This is a genomic window from Streptomyces sp. NBC_00057 (genome assembly GCF_045041165.1).
Lineage (GTDB): Bacteria > Actinomycetota > Actinomycetes > Streptomycetales > Streptomycetaceae > Streptomyces.
Genome location: NZ_CP108256.1, coordinates 2,162,606 through 2,183,382, shown reverse-complemented (window position 1 = coordinate 2,183,382; position 20,777 = coordinate 2,162,606). Strand labels below are relative to the sequence as shown.

Annotated in this window: 21 protein-coding genes and 1 pseudogene; 10 read left to right on the top strand and 12 right to left on the bottom strand. The window is 69.1% G+C overall.

The window, feature by feature from the left end; all coding sequences use genetic code 11:
• Positions 1–118 precede the first annotated feature (118 nt).
• A complete protein-coding gene (locus tag OG953_RS10370; RefSeq protein WP_405683651.1) occupies positions 119–1,552 on the bottom strand; it encodes a chondroitinase-B domain-containing protein in 1,434 nt (477 codons plus the stop codon).
• Between the two features lie 45 nt (positions 1,553–1,597).
• A complete protein-coding gene (locus tag OG953_RS10365) occupies positions 1,598–2,953 on the bottom strand; it encodes an alpha-L-fucosidase (RefSeq protein ID WP_405683649.1) in 1,356 nt (451 codons plus the stop codon).
• Between OG953_RS10365 and OG953_RS10360 the strand changes: the two genes are divergently transcribed.
• Positions 2,952–3,218 (top strand): hypothetical protein, encoded by a 267-nt coding sequence (locus OG953_RS10360; protein ID WP_405683648.1) that lies wholly within the window; start codon positions 2,952–2,954, stop codon positions 3,216–3,218. The genes OG953_RS10365 and OG953_RS10360 overlap by 2 nt on opposite strands.
• Before the next feature lie 19 nt (positions 3,219–3,237).
• On the opposite strand, the gene OG953_RS10355 is transcribed toward OG953_RS10360, so the two are convergent.
• From OG953_RS10355 to OG953_RS10345, 3 genes are read right to left on the bottom strand one after another with little or no spacing between them, the layout of a single operon-like run.
• Positions 3,238–4,104, bottom strand: a complete 867-nt coding sequence (locus tag OG953_RS10355) for a carbohydrate ABC transporter permease (protein ID WP_398629859.1) — start codon at positions 4,102–4,104, stop codon at positions 3,238–3,240.
• Entirely contained in the window at positions 4,101–5,075 is a 975-nt protein-coding gene (locus OG953_RS10350) for a carbohydrate ABC transporter permease (RefSeq protein ID WP_405683646.1), read from the bottom strand. Before OG953_RS10350 ends, OG953_RS10355 begins: the two co-directional genes overlap by 4 nt.
• Complete coding sequence (locus OG953_RS10345) at positions 5,072–6,400, bottom strand: extracellular solute-binding protein (protein WP_405683644.1); 1,329 nt, start codon at positions 6,398–6,400, stop codon at positions 5,072–5,074. Before OG953_RS10345 ends, OG953_RS10350 begins: the two co-directional genes overlap by 4 nt.
• A 485-nt stretch (positions 6,401–6,885) precedes the next feature.
• Between OG953_RS10345 and OG953_RS10340 the strand changes: the two genes are divergently transcribed.
• Positions 6,886–7,896: a hydroxyacid dehydrogenase gene (locus OG953_RS10340; protein WP_405683643.1), complete on the top strand. Its 1,011-nt coding sequence runs from the start codon at positions 6,886–6,888 to the stop codon at positions 7,894–7,896.
• Positions 7,897–8,031: 135 nt separating this feature from the next.
• Positions 8,032–8,904, top strand: coding sequence for an alpha/beta fold hydrolase (locus tag OG953_RS10335; RefSeq protein ID WP_405691762.1), 873 nt, complete (start codon positions 8,032–8,034; stop codon positions 8,902–8,904).
• Positions 8,905–9,077: 173 nt separating this feature from the next.
• Here the strand turns inward: OG953_RS10335 and OG953_RS10330 are convergent, their stop codons facing one another.
• The 3 genes from OG953_RS10330 to OG953_RS10320 all read right to left on the bottom strand — a co-directional run bounded on the left by OG953_RS10330 (position 9,078) and on the right by OG953_RS10320 (position 10,963).
• Entirely contained in the window at positions 9,078–9,575 is a 498-nt protein-coding gene (locus OG953_RS10330; RefSeq protein ID WP_405683642.1) for a hypothetical protein, read from the bottom strand.
• A 210-nt stretch (positions 9,576–9,785) separates the two neighbouring features.
• Positions 9,786–10,478 carry an anti-sigma factor family protein gene (locus tag OG953_RS10325; protein WP_405683641.1) on the bottom strand — a complete coding sequence of 231 codons (693 nt, stop codon included), beginning with the start codon at positions 10,476–10,478 and terminating at the stop codon, positions 9,786–9,788.
• Positions 10,475–10,963 carry a sigma-70 family RNA polymerase sigma factor gene (locus tag OG953_RS10320; RefSeq protein ID WP_405683640.1) on the bottom strand — a complete coding sequence of 163 codons (489 nt, stop codon included), beginning with the start codon at positions 10,961–10,963 and terminating at the stop codon, positions 10,475–10,477. Before OG953_RS10320 ends, OG953_RS10325 begins: the two co-directional genes overlap by 4 nt.
• A 628-nt stretch (positions 10,964–11,591) precedes the next feature.
• Here OG953_RS10320 and OG953_RS10315 point away from each other — a divergent pair.
• From OG953_RS10315 to OG953_RS10300, 4 genes are all read left to right on the top strand, one after another.
• Positions 11,592–11,909, top strand: coding sequence for a transposase (locus tag OG953_RS10315; RefSeq protein ID WP_405683639.1), 318 nt, complete (start codon positions 11,592–11,594; stop codon positions 11,907–11,909).
• Positions 11,910–12,225: 316 nt separating this feature from the next.
• Positions 12,226–12,921, top strand: coding sequence for a hypothetical protein (locus tag OG953_RS10310; RefSeq protein ID WP_405683638.1), 696 nt, complete (start codon positions 12,226–12,228; stop codon positions 12,919–12,921).
• Positions 12,922–13,379: 458 nt separating this feature from the next.
• Complete coding sequence (locus OG953_RS10305) at positions 13,380–14,642, top strand: vanadium-dependent haloperoxidase (protein WP_405683637.1); 1,263 nt, start codon at positions 13,380–13,382, stop codon at positions 14,640–14,642.
• Positions 14,534–15,274, top strand: a complete 741-nt coding sequence (locus OG953_RS10300; protein WP_405691760.1) for a DUF4259 domain-containing protein — start codon at positions 14,534–14,536, stop codon at positions 15,272–15,274. Before OG953_RS10305 ends, OG953_RS10300 begins: the two co-directional genes overlap by 109 nt.
• Here the strand turns inward: OG953_RS10300 and OG953_RS10295 are convergent.
• The 4 genes and pseudogenes from OG953_RS10295 to OG953_RS10280 form a co-directional block, all read right to left on the bottom strand.
• Positions 15,162–16,169, bottom strand: coding sequence for a zinc-binding dehydrogenase (locus tag OG953_RS10295; RefSeq protein WP_405683635.1), 1,008 nt, complete (start codon positions 16,167–16,169; stop codon positions 15,162–15,164). The genes OG953_RS10300 and OG953_RS10295 overlap by 113 nt on opposite strands.
• Positions 16,170–16,312: 143 nt before the next feature.
• Entirely contained in the window at positions 16,313–17,245 is a 933-nt protein-coding gene (locus tag OG953_RS10290) for an NAD(P)H-binding protein (RefSeq protein ID WP_405683633.1), read from the bottom strand.
• Positions 17,203–17,583, bottom strand: a complete 381-nt coding sequence (locus OG953_RS10285) for a hypothetical protein (RefSeq protein ID WP_405683631.1) — start codon at positions 17,581–17,583, stop codon at positions 17,203–17,205. Before OG953_RS10285 ends, OG953_RS10290 begins: the two co-directional genes overlap by 43 nt.
• Positions 17,584–17,613: 30 nt before the next feature.
• A pseudogene (locus OG953_RS10280) lies at positions 17,614–17,928 on the bottom strand (VOC family protein); the annotation flags it as partial.
• 581 nt (positions 17,929–18,509) lie between these two features.
• Here OG953_RS10280 and OG953_RS10275 point away from each other — a divergent pair.
• The 3 genes from OG953_RS10275 to OG953_RS10265 are packed head-to-tail and all read left to right on the top strand — an operon-like array spanning position 18,510 to position 20,757.
• Positions 18,510–19,433 carry an ABC transporter ATP-binding protein gene (locus OG953_RS10275; RefSeq protein ID WP_405691759.1) on the top strand — a complete coding sequence of 308 codons (924 nt, stop codon included), beginning with the start codon at positions 18,510–18,512 and terminating at the stop codon, positions 19,431–19,433.
• On the top strand, positions 19,430–20,311 hold the full coding sequence (locus tag OG953_RS10270; protein ID WP_405683629.1) for an ABC transporter permease: 882 nt from the start codon (positions 19,430–19,432) through the stop codon (positions 20,309–20,311). Before OG953_RS10275 ends, OG953_RS10270 begins: the two co-directional genes overlap by 4 nt.
• Positions 20,312–20,316: 5 nt before the next feature.
• Entirely contained in the window at positions 20,317–20,757 is a 441-nt protein-coding gene (locus tag OG953_RS10265; RefSeq protein ID WP_266356791.1) for a hypothetical protein, read from the top strand.
• Positions 20,758–20,777 lie beyond the last annotated feature (20 nt).

Sequence of the window (20,777 nt, the reverse complement as noted above, 5' to 3'; positions counted from 1 at the left end):
TGTTGCGACAAGGACGTACCGGGCCGGATCCGTACAGCCCCCGCGGCTGGACGTACCGGTGACCCGCGGTGGGACAGCCGGGGGCGAACCGGGCCGGCTGTCCCTCTCGTGGGTGTGCTCAGCGAGCGTAGGGGCCGACGTCGGCAGGGATCAGCGGCCGGCGCCCGGGCAGCCTGCTCGAGTACTCGTCCGCGCCCACGTCCCGGGCCCGCCCGCGCGGCCGGCCGTCGATGTCGTGGGTGACGGGCGGCCACCTGAGTGTGCCCGCGTCGATCGCCGGACTGTCCGCCGCCGGCCGGGCGACGCCGTCCGGACCCGTCACCAGCTTCGGGTCGATACGGGTGTAGCCACCGGCCGGAATGTTGCCGTCGGCGGCGGCGCCCCACAGGATGTTGCCCGACCAGGTGAAGCGCACGGTGTTCGCCATCGCGACCAGTTCGCCCGAGTCCGAGACGAGCAGGTTGTCGGCGACGGTCACGTCCCGCGGCTCGTGCGGGCGCTGGCTCTCCCCGGAGAGCGTGCCCTTGTTGTTCACGAGGGTGTTGTACGCGATGAGGACCCGGTCGGGTGCGTCGTTGCCGCGGCGCTTGTCGGGCGACTCGCCGGGCAGGTGGTCGCGGGCCGAACCGCTGCCGATCACCAGGGCCCGCCCGGACAGGCCGGCGAGGTAGTTGTTGACGATCACGTGGTCGTTGCCGTAGATCCGCAGACCTTCCGTGCCGGCGACGAGATGGTTGCCCTCCACCCGGTTGCGGTTGCCGTGCCGCAGGACGATCCCGCCGAAGCTGTCGTGGATGGTGTTGTACCGGATGACGTTGTCCGAGCTCTTGACGGAAATCGCCTCGGGGTCGCCGTTGGCGCGCTCGAACAGGTTGTACTCCACGACCGCGTGGGCGCTGGACAGCGCCCGTGGGCTGACGCCGAGCCGGATCGGCTCGCCGCCGTTGGACCCGGCGAAGCTGTGGTCGGAGAAGTAGTTCCGGTACACGTGGACGCGCTGGGCCATCTCCTCCGTGCCCGCGCCCTCGATACCGAGGTAGATGCCGAGCGTGCTCTTGCCGTGGAAGTGGTTGTGGTCGACCGAGCTGTCGTCCGCACGCACCATCACCCAGTGCACGCCCTCGATGTCGGCGAGCTGGAAATCGTTGCGGGTGAGCCTGATGTGCGAGCAGGTCTCGGGGATCTCCAAGGTGGTGCTCTGACGGAAGGAGAATCCGCTGACAGTGATGTGGCTGGACCGGTCGAAGACGAAGCTGTGGGCACCGTCGAGGACGACGCCGCCGCAGGACTGGGCGACGACGGTCACGGGCGCGCGCTCGGTGCCCTGCTTGTTCCGGATGGTGAGGGGCCTGTCCGACGGGACGGTGTATGTGCCGTCGGCGACGACGATCCGGTCACCGGGCCGTGCCCGGTCGATCGCGGCCTGGAGCTCGTCCAGCGAGCTGACGGCGGCCGGGGCCGCCGTCGCACTCGCGGTCAGGAGTCCGCCGGCGGGGACGGCGGTCAGCGCTGCCGCTGCCGCGGTGCCCATGAGGAACGTTCGGCGTTGCATGGTGCCTCCGTGAGTGTGGTGGTGGACCGGGGGCCGGGCCCTGGCTCAGCCGTCGGTCCGGTCGGCCGGAGCGTCCAGGTACAGCTCGATGACGGGCACGGGGGTGTCGGGGCGCTGGACGGGGATCTGGAGCGTGAGCGTTCCGGCGGGCTGCCCGCCCATCTCGGTGTTGAGCGCGGGACGGTCCGGGTCGATATGGACCTGGGTGATCTCGGACGCGTCGTTCAGCAACTGGGCGTAGCGCACCCGGCCGGCGAGTCCCGGCAGGTGCAGATGGCGCAGCGGCCAGGCGAAGAGGTGGACGTAGAGCCGGTCGCCGCGCTGGGTGTACCGGCACTCGGAGGGGGCGGTGTAGGGGGACGGGCCGCAGCCGCGGACCGACCGCTCGTGCAGGTCCATCCACCGGCCGATGTCCCCGAGGACGGCGACGGCGCGCGGGTCGAGGTCGCCGCGGCCCGTGGGGCCGACGTTGAGCAGCAGGTTGCCCCCCTTGGACACCCCGTCGACGAGCATGCGGATCAGCAGGTCGGCACTCTTGTGGTCGAGGTTGTCGCGGTCGTAGCCCCAGCTTCCGTTGAGCGTCTGGCACGCCTCCCACAGCACGGGCCGCCCATCCTTGGTCATGGGGCCCGAGGGCTGGTACTGCTCGGGGGTGACGAAGTCGCCGGGAAGGCCGGTCCTGTCATTGACGAGGACGTGCGGCTGGAGTTCGCGGATCGTGTCCAGGAGCTTCGGGGAGTCCCAGTCGTCCGGGCCCTTGCCGCCCCACCAACTGCGGCCCGCGTAGGAGAAGTCGAAGAACAGGTAGTCGACGCGTCCGAAGGACGTGAGCAGTTCACGGACCTGGCCGTGCAGATAGCGCTGGTAGTCACGGATGTCGCGGTCGGCGGTCGCGGCCTTGAACTCCTCGTCGTCGCGCTGGGGATGGGTGCCGTCCACGGGGAAGGACGGGTGGTGCCAGTCGATCAGGGAGTAGTAGAGGCCGACCTTGAGCCCTTCCGCGCGGCACGCCTCGACGAACGGCCCGACGAGGTCGCGGCCGTGCGGGGTGTTGGTGACCTTGTAGTCGGTGAGGGCGCTGTCCCACAGGCAGAAGCCGTCGTGGTGCTTGGTGGTCAGGACGACGTACCGCATGCCCGCCGCTCTGGCCGCCCTGGCCCACTGGACCGGGTCGTAGCGGTCGGGATCGAAGTGGTCGAAGTAGACCTGGTACTGCTCGTCGGTCAGCTTCTCCCGGTTCTTGACCCACTCGTGCCGTGCGGCGAGGGAGTACAGGCCCCAGTGGACGAACATCCCGAACCGGTCAGTGGTGAACCAGGTCGTGTCCGGGGTCGCCGCGGGACCCGTGGTCGCGGCGGGCGCGGACGGGTAAGCCCGTGGGGTGTCGGCGCTCGGGGTCATGGGGGCATCGCTCCTTGTCGTCGGCGTCTGGTGGTGCGTTCGGTGCGCGGTCGGCGCTCCGGTCGGCGCGACCGGAGGGCTGGTGGTGCGGGGTGGGTCGAGGTACGGCTGGCGCGGGCGGGATGTGGACCGGTCGACGGACGTCCTCGCGCAGCCGGCCGCCGGGGCGAGGACGTGCCACGTGGGCGGTGTCGTCGCCACGCGTCGGCCCGCAGGCCGGGCACCGCTCGCGCGGGCGGGCGAGCGCGTCGCGGGGCGGGCCTGACGGCGGACGGCTCGCGGTGTCAGCCCTTCAGGGCGCCGGAGGACAGACCGTGGACGAAGGAACGCTGGAAGAAGAGGAAGACGATCACGGAGGGGAGCAGGGCCAGCAGGGAGGCGGCCATCACCACTCCGGGGGTTACGGCGGGGTCGATCCGCAGGGTCCGCAGCGCCAGCGGGAGCGTGTAGGAGGAGGAGTCGGTGGAGACGAGGAGGGGCAGCAGATACTGGTCCCAGATCATGGTGAAGCCGAAGACTCCGATGACCCCGAGCGCGGGCTTGCACATCGGCAGGATGATCTGGGCGAAGATGCGCAGGTCGCCGGCGCCGTCGATACGAGCGGCCTCTTCGAGTTCCCGGGGCACGTCCTTCATGAACTCGGTCATCACCAGGATGGAGAATCCCCAGGCGCCCAACGGGACGATCATTCCGGCCAGGGTGCCGATGAGGTTGAAGTGGACGACCGGCAGGTCGGCGAGGATCAGGGACAGCGGGAGGGCCAGGATCTCCTCGGGCAGCATCAGCGTTGCCAGGATGGCGACGAGCACCAGCGTCATCCCGGGGAAGACCTTCCTGGCCAGCGCGTATCCGGCCAGGACGGAGACGGCCACCTGGAGCAGCAGTCCGAAGCCGACCACGAAGAACGAGTTCAGCAGGTACGCGAGCACGCCCTGGTCGAAGGCGATCCTGAAGTTGTCCAGAGTGGCGCCCGAGGGGATGATGCTCAGCTGTGTCGGGTCCTTGACATGGCCGAAGGCGCTGACCAGCAGGGCCAGCAGGGGCCCGGCGAAGACGATCAGGACCAGCAGGTAGGTGACGGCCTTCAGGATCCGCCCGCCCGGGCTCCTGCTCTCGGTCAGGCCCAGCGCGGTCTCGGTCGGGGCGTTCATTTGCTCTCCCTCCGTCGCAACAAGTGGACGACGATGGTCAGGATCAGCGTCGCGACAAACAGCAGGACGGCTCCCGCCGCGCCGACGCCGAGTCGGTTCTGCTCCAGCCCGAGCTTGTAGATCAGGGTCATCACGACCTCGGTGGAGCCGTCGGGCCCACCGTTGGTGAGCAGGAACACCTCGGTGAACACGCGCAGTCCGCGGATCGCGGCGAGGATGAACAGGATCGAGAACACGGACCGCAGTCCGGGCACCGTCACATGCCACACCCGCTGCAGCCTGGAGGCGCCGTCGACCTTCGCGGCCTCGTACAGACCGCGGTCCACACTCGTGAGCCCGGCGAGGAAGATCATCATGTCGTAGGGGGCGCCCCGCCAGATGCCGGTGAGCATGATGGAGGCCATCGACGTGTCGGGGTCGTTGATGAATCCGGAGGGGCCGAGCCCCGCCAGGCCGAGGACGGAGTTGAGCATGCCGTCCTCGGTCGGGTGGTACATGATTCGCCAGAGTTCGGCGACGACCGCGATGGGCACCACGACCGGCAGGAACGCCGCGGAACGCACGAATCCCAGTCGGCGGCCCTGTCCTTCCATCAGCAGCGCGAGTACGAGGCCGAGAGCCATCGAGCCGGCTGTCTGCCCGGCGGCGAGGACGATGGTGTGCCACGCGGCCTCGCGGAAGCCGTCGGAGTGGAGCACCGTGGAGTAGTTCTCGGTGCCGACCCACTTGTTCCCGAGATACGGCTGGACGTCCTGGAAGGACATGGTCAGCGCGTTGGCCATGGGGATGAACTTGAAGTACAGGAAGAGGAGCAGTGCCGGGGCCAGGAACAGCCAGGGCGTCCACCACCGGCCCGCCCGGCGGTTGCGGCCGCGGCGGTCGGCGGCGGTCGCGCCGGGCGGGTGGCCCGTTGTCCGGGCGCCGGGGCCGGCCGCCGCGGGGGCGGCCGGATTCGCCTGGTCGAGACTCATGACGCGGCGATTCCCTGTTCCTTGAGGATGTCGGCGAGCTGCTTGTCGAGCTCGCCCAGCTCGGTCTCGACGTTCAGGCCGCAGTCGGCCATCAGCGCGTTGACGGTATCCGCGGTGGTCTGCCGCACCGGGGTCCAGTTCGGGATGGACGGCGCGTACCGTCCGGAGGTCTGGTACGCCTTGGCGTACGTCGCCCAGCGGGGGTCGGGGCGGACCTCGGAGACGTCCACCGTCTTGTTGACGGGCAGTTGCACGGTGAAACCGATCTCGCCCTGCATCCCGGTCTTCTGGCCCTCGGCGGAGATGGCGAAGTCGGCGAAGGCGTCCTGGCCCACCCGGTTCTCGGAGCCCGCCATCAGGTAGATGGAGCCACCCTCGGCAAGCACGGTGGCGTCCTTCGGACCCTTGGGCATCGGCACGACCTCGTACTTGTCCTTGCCGAGGGTCTCGTCGAAACGAGGCAACAGGTACGGGCCGACGACGAACATGCCGGTCCGGCCCGCCTCGAACGTCTCATTCGTGGGCGGGGTCTCCATGGTCACGGCACCGGGCTGAATGACCTTGTCCTTGCAGCCGAGGTCGCGGAACCAGCGCACGGCGTCGACGGATTCCTTCGTGGTCATCGCGGGCTTGTACTTGCCGTCACCGGTCTCGGTGATGAAGTCTCCGCCCGCGGCCCAGAGGAAGTTGGAGAAGTACCAGGAGGCGTAGCCGCGCTTGGTGGACAGGGGAGCGGCGAGGCCGAAGGTGTTCTTCTTGCCGTCGCCGTCGGGGTCCCCGGTGGTGAACGCTTCGGCCATCGCGGCGAAGTCGTCCCAGTTCTGCGGGACATCGAGCTTCAGCTTCTCGCGCCAGTCCTTGCGGATGAGCAGCGCGGACGCCTGTGCCGAGTACGGCAGGCCGAACTGCTTGCCGTCCACGCTCTTGCCGGAGTCCAGGCCCCGGGCGATGGCCTGCTTGCTGCTCTTGATCTTGTCGAGGTCGATCTCCCGGAGCAGACCTTGACTGTGCATGGCACCGAGCTGCGTCACATCGTTCATGACGATGTCGGGGAGGTTCTTCTGCGTTGCCCGCTGCTGCAGTTTGGTCTCGAAGTCGTCGAAGATGGCCGTGACCTCGACTTTGTAACCTGTGTCCTTCTCGAAGGCGGCAGCGAGCTTGAGTGCGCCCTGCTCTCCCGGTCCGCCCGGTGTCGTCCTGGTCCACAGTTCGAGCGGTGCCTTGGAGTTCTGCTTGGCGTCCACTCCCGCAGGCCCGGATGTACAGCTGGTGAGGACCAGTGCTGACGCGAGGAAACCCGCACCGATCCATCGCGATCTCTGCATGACAACTCCTGTTTCGCCGCATCACAGCGGGCCTGGAAAGCGCTTGCCGGGGACGCTAACGGGGTCCGAATCCTCGGTCAATAGTCCGATGAATGCAAATAGTTCGCGACGCCTCTCGGGAGTCTGCGCAGACCTGCCTCCGCACGCAGCCGCCACGGTCCGACATCCCCGCGTGGGAAGTGGGCGTCCCGAGGTGTTGCGTGATGAGACGGTAGTTAGGCCGTGCAGGGCATCGATCGCCCGCCATCGCGGCGATCGCAAACGATCACGTCAGTTGCCGGGGCGCCGAACGCCAGCAAGCTAAGCTCCACTTGAGGGTTTTTTCAGTCATCCGATGTATCGTGCTGCAAGTGCGCCGACTGAGGCGCTGGCAAGCCATGCCAATATTCACCATCCGGTCAGGTGCTTCCCCGCGCGCCCGACCGGGGTTCGCGGATCCATTCGCTGACGGATCGTCAGCGAAAGAGCTGAGGAGCGCAACCGACATGAACGACCCGGCACCCGGACCGACAGCACTGTTGGTCATGGAGGCAGAACGCAGGGCAGACGTCTATCCCCCTGAGGTTCTGGCCGAAATCGACCGGCTCGTGCATTGGCAGGGTCCACCCCTCACACGACAGCAGCTCGACGAGGATCCCGACGTGCTGCGAGGGGTCGACGTCCTGCTCACGGGCTGGGGCGCGCCCGTCCTCGATGCCGCCTTCCTGGCGCATGCCCCCCGGTTGCGGGCCGTCCTCGTCGCGGCGGGCTCCGTGCGGCACCTGACCACGCCGGCTTTCTGGACACGCGGCATTCCGATCGTCTCCGCGGCCGCAGCCAATGCCATCCCGGTGGCGGAGTTCACCCTCGCGCAGGTCCTCCTCGGGCTGAAACAGGTGCACCGCATCACCCGGGAGGTGGCGAGCAGCCGACGCTTTCCTCACAATCCCAAGGTCCCGGGTGCCTACCGCTCACGCGTGGGCCTGCTGGGGCTCGGACACATCGGTCGTCTCGTCGCGGCCCACCTCAGCCGCTTCGACATCGAGATCCTCGCCACGGACCCCATCGCCTCCGCCGACACCGCCCGGCGGACGGGCGTCCGGCTCGTCGGCATCGAGGAGCTCTTCGCCACCTGCCACGTCGTCAGTCTCCACGCACCACTTCTGCCTGAGACCCGCGGCACGATCGGGGCAGGGCTGTTGAACTCCCTGGGGCCGGGCGCGACGCTGATCAACACCGCGCGTGGCGCGCTCATCGACGAGGGAGCCGCAGTGGCGGTCCTGCGCGCCAGGCCCGACCTCACCGCTGTACTCGATGTCACGCACCCGGAGCCTCCGGCCCGTGACTCGCCATTCTTCACCCTTCCCAACGTTGTCCTGACACCCCACCTCGGCGGTGCCCTCGGGGCCGAACGACACCGTCTCGGAGAGCTGGTGCTCGACGAACTCCGCCGCTTCGTACGGGACCAGCCTCTCCAGTACGCCATCGACCCCGCCCACGCCGCCTCCCTGGCCTGACGCCGCGCCGGAACGCCTCAGTCGGTGACGGCCTGGGCGGAGTGGCTGCTCGGGCGCGGTCCGGCGTACGCCACTGGCGTAGGTTCGGAGCAGCACGCCGCCCTGCCCGTCGGCAACCGAGGAGAGTGCACCGCCGTGACCGAACACTCCCACGTACCACCGGTACCGCAAGCGTCCGAGGTCCAGCTGTCCGCAGGTCTTGTGGAGTACCAGGACACCGGTGGTGACGGGCCCGTGCTCGTCCTGCTGCACGGGGTGGCCATGGACGGTTCGCTCTGGCGGCATGTCGTCGCCGATCTGCGCTCCGATTACCGATGTGTTGTGCCCACTCTGCCGCTCGGCGGCCATCGCCGGCCCATGAAGCCGGACGCCGACCTGTCGGTCCTCGGTGTGGCCCGGCTGGTCGCGGAGTTCCTCGACGCGCTCGATCTCGCCGACGTCGCCCTCGTCATGAACGACTGGGGCGGGGCGCAGGCCCTTGTCGCGGACGGGCGGGATCAGCGGATCGGCCGACTCGTCATCACGTCCTGCGAGGCGTTCGACAACTTCCCGCCGGGGCTGCCGGGGAGCAACCTCCACACCTCCGCGAAGCTGCCCGGCGGGTTGAAGCCGGCCTTCTCCCTCTTGAAGGCGAAACCGATGCGGCGGCTGCCCATGACCTGGGGGTGGATGAGCAAGCGTCCGGTGCCCCACGAGGTGATGGACGCGTGGTTCCGGCCGCTGTGGACGTCCAAGGAGATCCGGCGGGATCTGCGGAAGTACGTCCTCGGTGTGCCGCCGAAGAAAGAACTCCTCCGGTGGGCCGAGAAGTTGCGAGAATTCGACCGACCCGCGCTGGTGGCCTGGGCGGCCGAGGACAAGGTCATGCCGCTCGAACACGGGCGCAGGCTCGCCGAGTTGCTGCCTCGGGGCGAACTCGTGGAGATCCGCGACAGCTACACGCTCATTCCCGAGGACCAGCCGCAGCAACTCGCCGGACATATCAGGGTCTTCTTGCGGAACTCCTGAAACGTAGGACTCCCGTCCCGGCGCCCCCGCACGCTCCCGCCCGGCCGGGTGAGCGCAGATGGGTCGTGCTCCTGGACCCGTCTCTGCCCGAGCCGCGGTTCACAAGGCCGCCCGCACGCGCCGGGGTTCACGCGGCGGACGGCCTCTCACCAGTCGCGCACCGAGATCGACGATCAAACCTTCGGCGTCTTGATCTCGGTTCCCTGGGGGGTGAGGGCGTGCCAGACACCCTTCACCGCCTGGCCCTTGATGTCACCGGCTGCCTGGTCGCCCGCGAAGAGGTAGACCGGGTGATTCTTGATGGTGAGCTGCTTGGTGCCGTCCTTGCGCGTGACCGAGCCGAGCAGGCTGGGGTCGATGCCCTTGACGTCGGTGGTGGCCGGGACCGCCGGCCACTTGGCGGCACAGTCCGCGTAGCAGTTCGACATCGGAGGACTTGTGGTGTCCTTGTCGAACGCGTACAGGGTACGGCCCGCCTCGTTGACGATGATGGTGCCCAGCGTCGGCGACGACGACGTGCTCACCGCCCCGGCAGCGGCAGCGGCATCCGACGAAGCCGGTGCGGATGGTGCGGTGGTTGTGCTGCCGCCGTCGGAGGAGCAGGCGGTTGCCAGGGCGGCGACGGCGAGCATGGTGGCCGCGGCAGATGCGACGCGGGTGTGAATCTTCATCGGGGTAACCCTTTCAATAGCAAGGTGGAATTGCGGCGAGATGGCTTGAGCGCGGCGCCATGCCCGGTTGCCCCGAGTCGCACGTGCTGGGGCAACCGCTCTGCAGGGGCAACGACGTCAGGTCAGCGGCGTGTCGCCCGCGTCAGGGCAGGCGGGACCATCCCGTGGGCCCGGCAGTGGAGCGGTCCGCGGGATGGTGGTCGAGGCAGGTCAGAGTGGTCGGGTCGTGGCGACCAGGCGTCCCGCATGGTCCATCACGGAGATGGATCGGATGTCGGGAAGGTGCAAGGCACTCGCCCCCGTCACGGCGGCGCTGCCGTTGGGGGTGATCGCCCAGGTGGCCGCCTGCTCCTTGCGGCCGTCCACCGAGGAGACCTGGAGGATGAAGGGTCCTGGTGCGCCTGCGGGCAGGTCGGCCAGGGTGACGCTCACCGCAGTGCCCCAGGGCTTGGCCGTGAGCGTGGCACGGCCGGACACGGAGTACCCGGCGGCTGAGGTGAAGGCCGTGGCCGGGCCTGTCGAGTGCCGGAACGGCAGCATCGACCCCAGTCCGAGCCCGGCAACCACGATCAGGGCCGCAGCCAATGCCAGCCACTGCCGACGAGCCCGGCGCCTGCGTGCGACATCGGCGGCGCGGACCTGCTCCAGCAGACGGTCGAGCCCGCCCGACGAAGCCGGGGGCGCCGCGTCGGTGTCGGCCTCGCGCGTGGCCTGGGGACGGGGCGTGGACATGCCCGGGGCGCGGCGGAGCAGTCCCGCCAGCGGGGCCGAGTGTGCGAGCTCGTCACGGCATTCCTGGCACGTGGGCAGGTGGGACTCCAGGACGCGGCGGTCGGTCTCGCTGAGACCGCCCAGCACATACGCGCCGATCAGCATGCGCACGTCATCGTGGTCGGTGCTCACCGTAGAACTCCCATTTCTTCAAAGGCTGCGCGCAGGTTGCGTACGGCGTAGTAGGCGCGGGACTTGACCGTTCCCTCCGGGATCGTGAGCCGTGACGCGGACTCGGCGACGGTCAGCCCCTCGAAGTACAGCGCCTGGATCACGTCACGGTGCTCGCTGGACAAGCGTTCCAACGCTGCGGTGATCACGTGCCCCTCCAGCGCCGCCTCCACATCATCGGCAGAAGGTACAGCCGCGAGTGCCTCGTTGTCGCAGAGCAGTTCCGGACGCCGCTGCTCAGCGCGCCAGCCGTCGGTGAGCACGTTGCGGGCGATCGTGAAGAGATAGGAGCGGATGGTGACCTGGCGTGGCTCGATCTTGTTGATGCTGCGCCACGCCCGCAGCAGCGTCTCCTGCACGACGTCCTCCGCCTGCTCAGGACTGTGCACGTACCTGCGCACGAAGGAGAGCAGCACATCGTGGTGCTCGGTGTACAACGCAGTCATCAACTGTTCGTCCGGCGTCAAGCTCGATGTCCTCGTCTCGCAGGCTGGGGTCGCTTGGAGCGTCGCCGGGCCCGGGCTGCAGGCGGTGGACAGTCCGTGCCCAGGGGAGGCGCGGAACCAGATCCGATCCATCCGACTCACTTCCATACCTGACCGCACCGGCTGCGCCGTCTTCGAGGACGGCTGCGACATGCGGTTTCTTGTGTCCTGAGGCACTGATCGTGTGCCCTTGCGGCTACGTATACGACGAGCTGGGGGTTTGAGTTCACCCGCAGGCAGCGGACCAACTCAGGTTCTCGCCGTCCGTTGGAGCGAAGGCCCGTCGGCGCCCTTTGTAACAGGGGTGTGCACGCGAGCGCCGACACGGGGCCGGCGCCGGGACCACGGGCGCGCTGGACGGCATCCTCGTCCCCGCAGCCGTGACGGACGCCGGACGATCCAACCCTGTGCTGTCGGATCCGGCAGTCCGGCAGGTTGTGGCCGGTCGGCGCGGGGTGACGGGCCTGGGATGCGAACGCGATTGGCGGGCTGCTTCCTCGTTGTCACCGCGGAACTGATCGGGGGATTTTTCTGGATGCGGAGGGAGCTGGCATCGGGTCAGGTGGTTCTCGTGAAAGGAACTGTGACCATGACTGCTCCCCATAAGTATCTGCTGGAGTTGCGTGAGCGTGCGGTGCGGATGTATCGCAGCATCGAGCCAAAGCCCCAGATCAAGCGTCTGGCGCTCGAGTTGGGTGTGCATCCCGAGACCCTGCGCGGCTGGATCCGCCAGGCCGAGGCCGATGCCGGCGAGTGCGACACCGGCTTATGGGTGGCGCCCGGCGCTCCGCCCGCGAGCGGGGCAAATCCGACCCGATCGACGCTGATTCCGTCGCCCGGGTCGCCCTGCGGGAGCCCGACCTGCCCAGGGCATCCCCGGACGGTCCGGCCCGCGACGCCAGGTTGATCGTGGACGGGCGGGGCCAGGTGCCACGTGGCGAGCTCGTCGAGCATGTCCGGGGTCGGACGCCATTTCGGCCGGTGACCTTGGTCGCCCGGGATGCGGAGCGAATATTTCCGCCGCGAACGCCCCGAGCTCATCGCGTGAACGGCCCAGCTCGTCCGGAGCCACACGGACAAAGAACCGCCGGAACACGACCGTGACCAGCCCCCCGGCGCGCGCCACCCAACAAAGCATTACCAGTTGACCTGCGGGCTGAACCGAGTGCCGCAGGTGGTCGTACACATGACTGCAAATCTCTCAACACTCAGGAGAACAAGTCATGAGGAAGAAGAAGTTCGGCTGGGCCCTCGGTGCGGGTGCGGCCATGGTTCTCGGCCTGGGCGCCGCGGCCTCCGGGCTGACCAGCGCGAACGCCTCGAGCCTGGACACGTCCGCCTCCACCGCAACGCACCCGGTCAAGGTGGAGGTCATCGCGCCCAAGCGCGGGGACAACGCGGGCGTGGAGGGCAAGGGCTGGCTCGTGGATCTGAAGCTCTCCTTCCGGGACAAGACCCTGGCCCAGACCGGCTTCAACGGGCTCCAGCTCACCGGCCCGGCCGCGCACAACAACATCGCCCCCTTCCCCGGCACGTTCTCCACCGGCCAGGACGACAAGATCCCTGGACTGGTCGTGCTGGACTCCACCACCAACAGCACCCTCCCCGGCTTCTCCGGGCCCGGCACCAACCTGGCCAACCTGTTCAACCTCTCCGGCGTCACCAACCGCACCCCGCACAAGACCGAACTGTGGGACACCTGGATCGTCGGCGCCCCCATCGCGGGGCAGAATGTCGACACCACCCTGACCGTGGCCGTCGTCGACGACCTCAACCACGACGGCATCTACAACGACGCACCCAGCGTCGTGAAGGACCTCAACGGCAATGGGAAGATCGACGCCAAGGACCTGGCGCTGATGGGCGTCGCCTCCAACATCGTCACCGTCCCCTTCCACATCAACGCCGATCCCGCCTGAACCCCGCCAGGTCAGGAGGGCGCCGCTGCTGGGCCTGTGAACGCCTGCACGTGTGCCGCAGTGCGCGCTGGTGCTGATGAGACGGAGCGACGACGATGCCGCCTCGCCCGTCTTCGTCCGCTGCTCCGTACGTGGCCCCTGCGGACACCCGTTACTCGACTGCAGACATGTCCGGGCACTTCCTGGGCTCGCCGACTGCCCGGATACATCATTGCCGGCGCACGCCCGGCCACGCCGAAGACCGTCCCTGCCCGCAGCGGCATCCCCAGCCGCGGGCAGGGCGTCCGGGCCGACACGGCACCGTGCTCCGCAGGTTCCCGGGCCAAGGCCCCACGGCTTCGTCCGGAAACCTGCTGCGGCCAGTGCAAAATCCTCAATTTTTTACGTCCCGTCGCACATGACTGCCAGACGGGCGCGCCGACACCCGGCCCCCCACCCCACCATGAGGAGCTACTCCCATGAACTCCCCGAAGACCCGTGCGGCCCTGGTGGCCTCCATGGCACTGCTGGTCACCTCCGGCACAGCGTCGAGCGTCGCCGCCGCCCCTGCGCCTGGGCACGGTCGCACATCCGTGGCGCTCGCCTGGTACGACACCACAGCTGACACGATCGCGACGGCTGGCTCATCACTCCCTCCGGTGACCAACAGCCGTACTTGGGCGGTCAGTTGGATTGCGGCGGCGCGGGCCCTGCGACATGTGCCGTCTGGGGTCGACCGTAGGGACTATCAGGACGCGGCGCTGGCCGCCGCGGTGCACCGCGCCCTGGTGGAGCTGGTGCCCACCCGTGCCCCGGAGCTGGATGCCGCCCTGCAGCAGACCCTGGATCAGATTCCCGACGGCCCGGCCGAGACCTTGGGCACCACAGCCGGCGAACGCCAGGCGCTGGAGGTCCTGCACGACCGCGAGGGAGACGGCCTCGACGCGGCCTCGGTGAACGCCCCCTTCACCGTGCCGCCGGCCGCGCCAGGCGTCTGGCAACCCACCCCGCCCGCGTTCGCCCCCGCCATCCAGAACGGCAGCCGGTTCGCCCGGCCCTTCCTGCTGAAAAGCGGCAGCCAGTTCCGACTGCCCGCGCCTCCCGCTCCGACGTCCAAGCGGTACCAGACCGACCTGAAGGAGGTGCGAGACTTCGGCGAGCTGAACAGCACCGTGCGCACCGCGCGGCAGACCGACACGGCCAACTTCTGGTTCGACTCCTCGCCGGCCCTGTGGACCAAGCCGATTCGCGTCGCGCTCGCCGCCACCTCCCACCAGCCGCTGCTCAAGCAGGCCGAACTCGTCGCCCTGACCAACGCCACGCTGGTGGACACCCAGATCGCCACCTCCGACAGCAAGTACACCTACCCGCTGTGGCGCCCCGTCACCGCGATCCGAACCGGCGTCGGCGAGATCCCTGCCGACCCGTCATGGACCCCACTGCACACCACCCCGGCGCACCCGGACTACCCCAGCGGCCACAACACCTACGCAGGCGCGACGGAAACCGTTCTCACCGCCCTCGTAGGACCGCGCACGGCCCCGTTCACCCTGACCAGCGGCACCGCACCAGGCGTCGTCCGCACCTACACCGCGTGGCACCAGCTCACGCTGGAGAACATGGACGCGCGGGTCTGGCTGGGCATCCACACCCGACTCGCGGACGAGGCCGGGGTCACACTGGGTACCGATGTCGCCAGGTACAGCCTGAGCCACGCCCAGTCGCTGTTCCAGGAGCACTGAATCGGCCAGGCGAACACCGCCTCGACTGTGCGCAAGCGCCTGCTTCGCTGCCAGTCGCCCGTGGACCCCGCCCGGCCCAGAGGCTGGGCGGGGTCCACCGTGAACCGCTCCTGACCACGAGCAGGCACTCGGCCAGCGACCTGGATGAGGCAGCCATGGGCGACCGCGAGTCCATGATCCGCAGCGCGCTCAAACGCGCCGCCAACCCTGCAGACCAACTGGAAGCCCCCGACGCCGAGCGAGCCGTGGCCGCGGCAGCCCTGGTCGTCGCACAGCACCCTGACGGCGAAGCTACGTGCTCGAACTACGGACCCTCGGGACCAATGCCGCAGTTTCCCGCAGACCTCCGAATGCTCGCCATCGACGCCCTGGACCAGGTGGTCGCCGAGCCGTCTGAACTCGCCGAGCTGTGGGATGAAGCCACGAACGGCCAGCTGACGGGGGCCGACGGACGCGGTCAGCTGCCGCAGGCGCACCCCGCAGCAGCTCGACGCCGCCGCCTCAAGGAGGTAGCGGCGGCTACCAGGGGCGGACGAGGACGAGGCCGACCTTGCCGGGCCGTACCGCGTGCCCAACGGCATTGGCCAGCTCGCCGAGGCCATACGTGGCGGCCACCTCGAACTGGTCCTTGAGCCCCAGCGCGATCTGCTTCGCAGTGGCGATGTCGGATGCCCGCCTCTCGGCGGAGGCCTCGGACAGCCACCGGCCGATGTTCATGCCCCGCAGTGTCAGCGACTTGTTCAGCAGCGTCGACGCATGCACCGGGATCGGCTCCTCGGCGATCAGCCCGTAACTGACCAGTTTCCCGCCCGGCGTCAACAGGTCCAGAAGGCTCTCCGCCAGCTTCCCGCCGATCGGGTCGAAGGCCACACTTACCGGACGGCGGCCGGCTGCCTTGCGGACCTCGTCGGCCCAGCCCGGACGCTCTGTCGACACGGCCGGCACGTCCGGGAACCGCTTGCGCAGCTCGGCGGCACCGCGGTCGCTGCGGACGACGTTGACGAGCGCCAGGTTGTGGAACTGCGACACGCCCGTCACCAGCCGACCGACCGACGAGCCCGCAGCGGTCTGCACCAGAAGACCGTCGTATCCGAAGGCCAGGTGCTCCTCCGCCTCACGGCGCAGCATCACTGTGGTGAGCGGGTTCGCCAGCATCTGCGCGGCGACCTCGTCCGACAGCTCGTCCGGTACGGCGACGACCACCTCGGCGTCCGCCACGATCCATTGGGCCCACGCCCCCGGCTGGGGGAAGACCGTTACTCGGCCGCCGACCTTGACATCCGGCGCCACGCGGGTTCCCGGGCCGATCGCCTCCACCACGCCGGTGGCCTCCAGACCGGACGGAACCGGCTGTGCAGCCGTCCCTGGGTAGGCCTCGATGGTTTGGAGATCACCAGGGTGCACCGTGAAGGCCGTGGTGCGGATGAGGACCTGGCCGCGCTCGGGCGCTGCCGGCCCCGGTTCATCGATGACGGTCAGGACGTCCGCGGGCAACCCGCCACGGGTGTAGACGACACGACGGTTCATGATTCTGCTCCTGCGCGTTTGTGCGTGCGGGGCTTGGCCGGGGCGTCAGCCGGAGTCCTGCAGCAGCAGGTACTTTCGGTCAAGAGCGCTCCACAGTTCTCGGCCGCCCGCCGTGGCGACGGCCGGGTCGAGGAGTTCGCCGTTCATGGGCCGGTGAACAGGTCGGCGTGCGTCCGGACGAAGTCGGCCACATCCGAAGGGGGCCGCCCGGTGACCCGCTCCACACCGTCCGCCTTGCGGTCGTACCGGTTCTCCGCGTGGAGGCGGGCCATGGTGGAGATGTGCTGGAAGACGTGGTCCGGCAGCGCCAGCGGCCTGAGATCGTCGTCGATCCACTCCTGCAGGGGGACGTCGCGGTAGCCGACCGGCCGGCCCAGGACTGCGGAGACCTGCGCCGCCATGGCGGTGATGCCCTCCGAACGGGGACCGGTCAGCTCGTAGATCCGCCCGGTGTGCGGAGCCGGGTCGGCCAGAACCTCCTCCACGACCGCAGCGACGTCGCCGGCCGCCACCGGGGAGGTCTTCGCCTCGCCGAAGGGCAGCCTGATGGTGCCCGTCTTCGCGATCGAGGAGAAGCCGACGCGGAAGAGCGGGTTCTCCAGGAACACGGTGGGCCTGATCTGGACAACGGGCAGGCCCGACCAGTCGAGGACCTGCTCGACCAGCCACTGCTGCCGCTGCTGATCCGACTCGGAGGTGCGGCCGAGGTCCATCTCGGCGACGGTCAGCTGCGACATGTTCACGAACACCTCCAGGCGCCCGTACGCGCGCGCGACGACCGCTGCCGTCAGAGCCGCCTCCAGATACTGCGCCGATACGCCCATGCCGAAGTACATCCGCCCGCAACCGTCCAGGGCGGCGGCGACCTCGTCCGCACGCGTCAGATCTGCGGCCACGACCTCGGCGCCGGTCGCCCGCAGCGCCCGTGCGCGATCGTCCTCGCGACGTACCACGGCCCGGACGGGCAGGCCGCGTCGCCGAAGGCCCTCGACGACGGAACGTCCGACGGCGCCGACACTGCCCGCGGCGCCGGTCACCAGGACGGGCAGGGCACTGGTTCCCGGGGGTCGGTCCATAGCGGCAGCCTGCGACGCACACGGCCAGGACGCAACCGGAGCCGTCCACCCGATGACGCGGAGCCACCCGGTGAGCTCGGGTACGAGCGGTTCGCGGCGAGAAACCAGGCCGGCCCCCGCCTCGGTACGACGGAACAGCGATTGGCGAAGGCGCGGATGAGCCGTGTGGCCGGGGTGGTGGCTGCCGTGACGGACCGGTCGACCTGAGCGGGGACGAGCGGTTGCAGCACGCCGTACCGGTACTGCCCGACCTTGATCCGGCTGGTCAGGTTGCGGAGGATCAGTCCTGCCCGCTCGGCCCAGGTGAACAGCGATCGCAGGGCGACTGGGTGGGCCACCAGCACGTCACCGCCTGCGTGAAGACACGGTCAGGCGGGCTGCCACAGCTCGACCCGATTGCCCCCGGGATCGGTGACCCAGCCGAATCGGCCGACACCCTCCATGTCCTGCGTCTCTTCAGCCACGTCCGCTCCCTCGGCGCGCAATTGCGCGAGCATCGCATCCAGGTCGCGGACCCGGAAGTTGAGCATGGTCTGCTGGGTGCGGGACCCGAAGCAGTCGGTCTCGGACTCGAACGTCGCGAACACCGTCAGCCCGGTTTCCTGACGCCACAGGCCGTTCTCATCGGCGTCCAGGCCCAGGCAATCGCGATACCACGCGCCCAGGGCCGCCGGGTCGGCGGCCCAGTCGGTCGGATCCGGTCAGCCGTGGCCCCGGCACGAGCACCATGTCACCCCGGCCGGCCTGCGTCGCCGACAGCCCTGGCAGCCCGGCCGGCTCCAGTCCCTGCGCCGAGCGCACCCCGCCCGTCTCGGCGACATACTCCAGCCGATAGACGCCCCAAGTGGGCTGCCGCATGGAATACCTGCACCGGACCGCCCAGATCCAGCAGGTTCACCTCGGGCAGCACCAGGACGACAATTCGTCCCGTGCACACGCTGCTCACATCGTTCACCCGGACACAGTAGGCACGACTCAGCAAAGTCCACGAGTACCACCAGCGCCACACACCGGACGGATCAGACACTCCTGAGACCGTCGCCGGGGAGTAACGCCCGGACGCCGATGGCGCGGGAGGCCGCGAAGGCCGCCGAGCCGCCGAGCCGGCGGCCGGCGGCCGGTGGACAGTGGCGTGGGCGTCCGCCTTCGAGTTCTGATCGTGCCGTTTTCGCTCGGTCTTCCCCCTGCCGTCGCCAACCATCCGTAAAATTCCGCCCGTTGACGGTGGCGACGGATGAGGTGAGCGCGGTTGGACGGCTCGGGCGTGGGTGTGGCGGCTGTGGTGGGGCGGGGGGTCGGTAAAAGGTTTGGCTCCACTGTCGCCCTGGACCGGGTCGATCTGACCGTTCGAGTCGGGGGAGTACACGGGCTGCTCGGGCCCAACGGGGCCGGGAAGACGACGTTTCTGCGGATGGTGCTCGGGCTCGTGCGGCCCGATGAGGGTGAACTCCATGTGCTGGGGCACGAGGTTCGGCGGGCCGGGGGCGGGGGACTCGATGGGCCGGCCGGGTTTGTGGAGAGCCCGCGGTTCTATCCATATCTGTCCGCCGAGCGGAATCTGGCACTGCTGGCCGCCTACGACGGCGGCGGGGCCGATGAGACCGCCGTCGGCGATGCGTTGGCGCGTGTCGATCTGAGCGGGGTGGCGCGGCAGAAGGTCGGCGGGTTCTCGTTCGGGATGCGGCAGCGGCTCGGAATCGCGGCCGCACTTTTGCGCAGCCCCAGGCTTCTGGTGTTCGACGAACCCGCCAATGGGCTGGACCCCGCCGGGGTCCGCGATATGCGGGCGCTCGTGCGGGAGCTCGGCGAGGGCGGGCTCACCGTGCTGCTCAGCAGTCACAACATGGCCGAGGTCGAGCAGCTCTGCGACACCGTCACGATCATGAATCATGGGCGGATCGTGTACACCGGGGGACTCGACGAACTCCGGGATCACGCCCCTGACCCCGCACACCGTCTGCTGACCAGCGACGACCGGGCAGCTGAGAAGGTCGCTGCGGATGCGGTGGGAGTGTCGGTCGCACGCGAGGGGGCTGCCGGGCTCGCCGTGCGGGCGCGGCGCGAGGCGCTCGACCGATTCGTGCTGGAGCTGGGCCGGGCCGGCGTCGCCGTACGTGAACTGCGGCTGGAGACCACCTCCTTGGAACAGCAATTTCTTCGCCTGACCGAGGAGGCGTCGGCTCGATGAGTGATGTGACATGTGACAGTTCGGTCGAGGTGCCTGAAGCCGAGCGGACCGCCGCCCGCCGTCGGGGCGGAGCCCGTACCGTCTACCTCTGGGAGCTGGAGAAGCTCACCGCACAGTGGCGGATCAGGGCGGTGCTCGCACTCTGCCTGGTCGCCCCGTTCCTCTTCGCGCTGGGGCTCAAGGCCCAGGACACCCTGCCGTCGGACACGCTGTTCGGACGGTGGGCGCACGACTCGGGGTTCGCCGTGCCGCTCGTCGTCCTCGGGTTCGCCGGGCAGTGGGCGTTGCCGCTGCTGGTGTGCCTGGTGGCCGGGGACATCTTCTCGTCCGAGGACCATCACGGCACCTGGAAGACCATCCTCACCCGCTCCCGTACCCGTGGGCAGATCTTCGCCGGGAAGACCCTGGCGGCCGTCACCTACTCGGTCGTGGTGGTGTTGTTGCTGGGGGCGGGGAGCCTTGCCGCGGGGGTGCTGGTCATCGGTCACCAGCCGCTCGTCGGGCTGTCCGGACAGGAGATCGAGGCGGGGCGGGCGGCCGGGATCGTCGTGCAGAGCTGGCTGTACATGCTGCTGCCTTGCCTCGCCTTCACGGCGCTCGGCGTGTTCTTCTCGCTGGCCACCCGGCACAGCGCGGCCGGTATCGGCGCACCCGCCGTGCTCGGGCTGCTGTTGCAGCTTGTGTCGCTGGTGGACGGGCTCGGACCGGTCCGGCGCCTCCTGCCGACAACAGCGTTCGACGCCTGGCACGGACTCACCACCGAACCCGCCTTCCACCAGCCGCTGGTGACCGGGGCGTACGTCAGCGTCGGATGCGCAGCCGTATGTCTGATGGTCGGTCATATCGTCATGCTCAGACGCGACTTCACGAAGGGATGAGCTCGATGATGCGACGGATCACCCTGACGGCCGGAGCAGTGGCCGCGGCGATCGTCACGGTCGGCGGATGCGCCGGGACCGATGTCACCAAAGCGCGTCTCGAAGGCGCGCTCGGACCGGAGTTCAGCAATCTGTACGTGCTCCAGCAGCGCGCCCAGCACGGCAACGACCGGGCCGAACGCCCGGACCGCTGGGCCGACTGCAACCGTGGCACGAAGTCCTCGCCGGACCGGGGCGCGGCGGACGACTGGACGTGTGTGGTGCGGTGGCCTTCACCCGGCGGGGTCACCCGGCCGCTGACGTACGAAGTGCATGTGCTGCCCACCGGGTGCTTCACGGCGCAGGGGCCCGCCACCCAGGTCGGGCAGCAGCTGATGAAGGACATCGACGGAGTGAGCCGTACCAACCCGCTGTACGAGTTCGACGGCTGCTTCGACGTCTCTTGACCGTCAAATGCCTTTCAGTC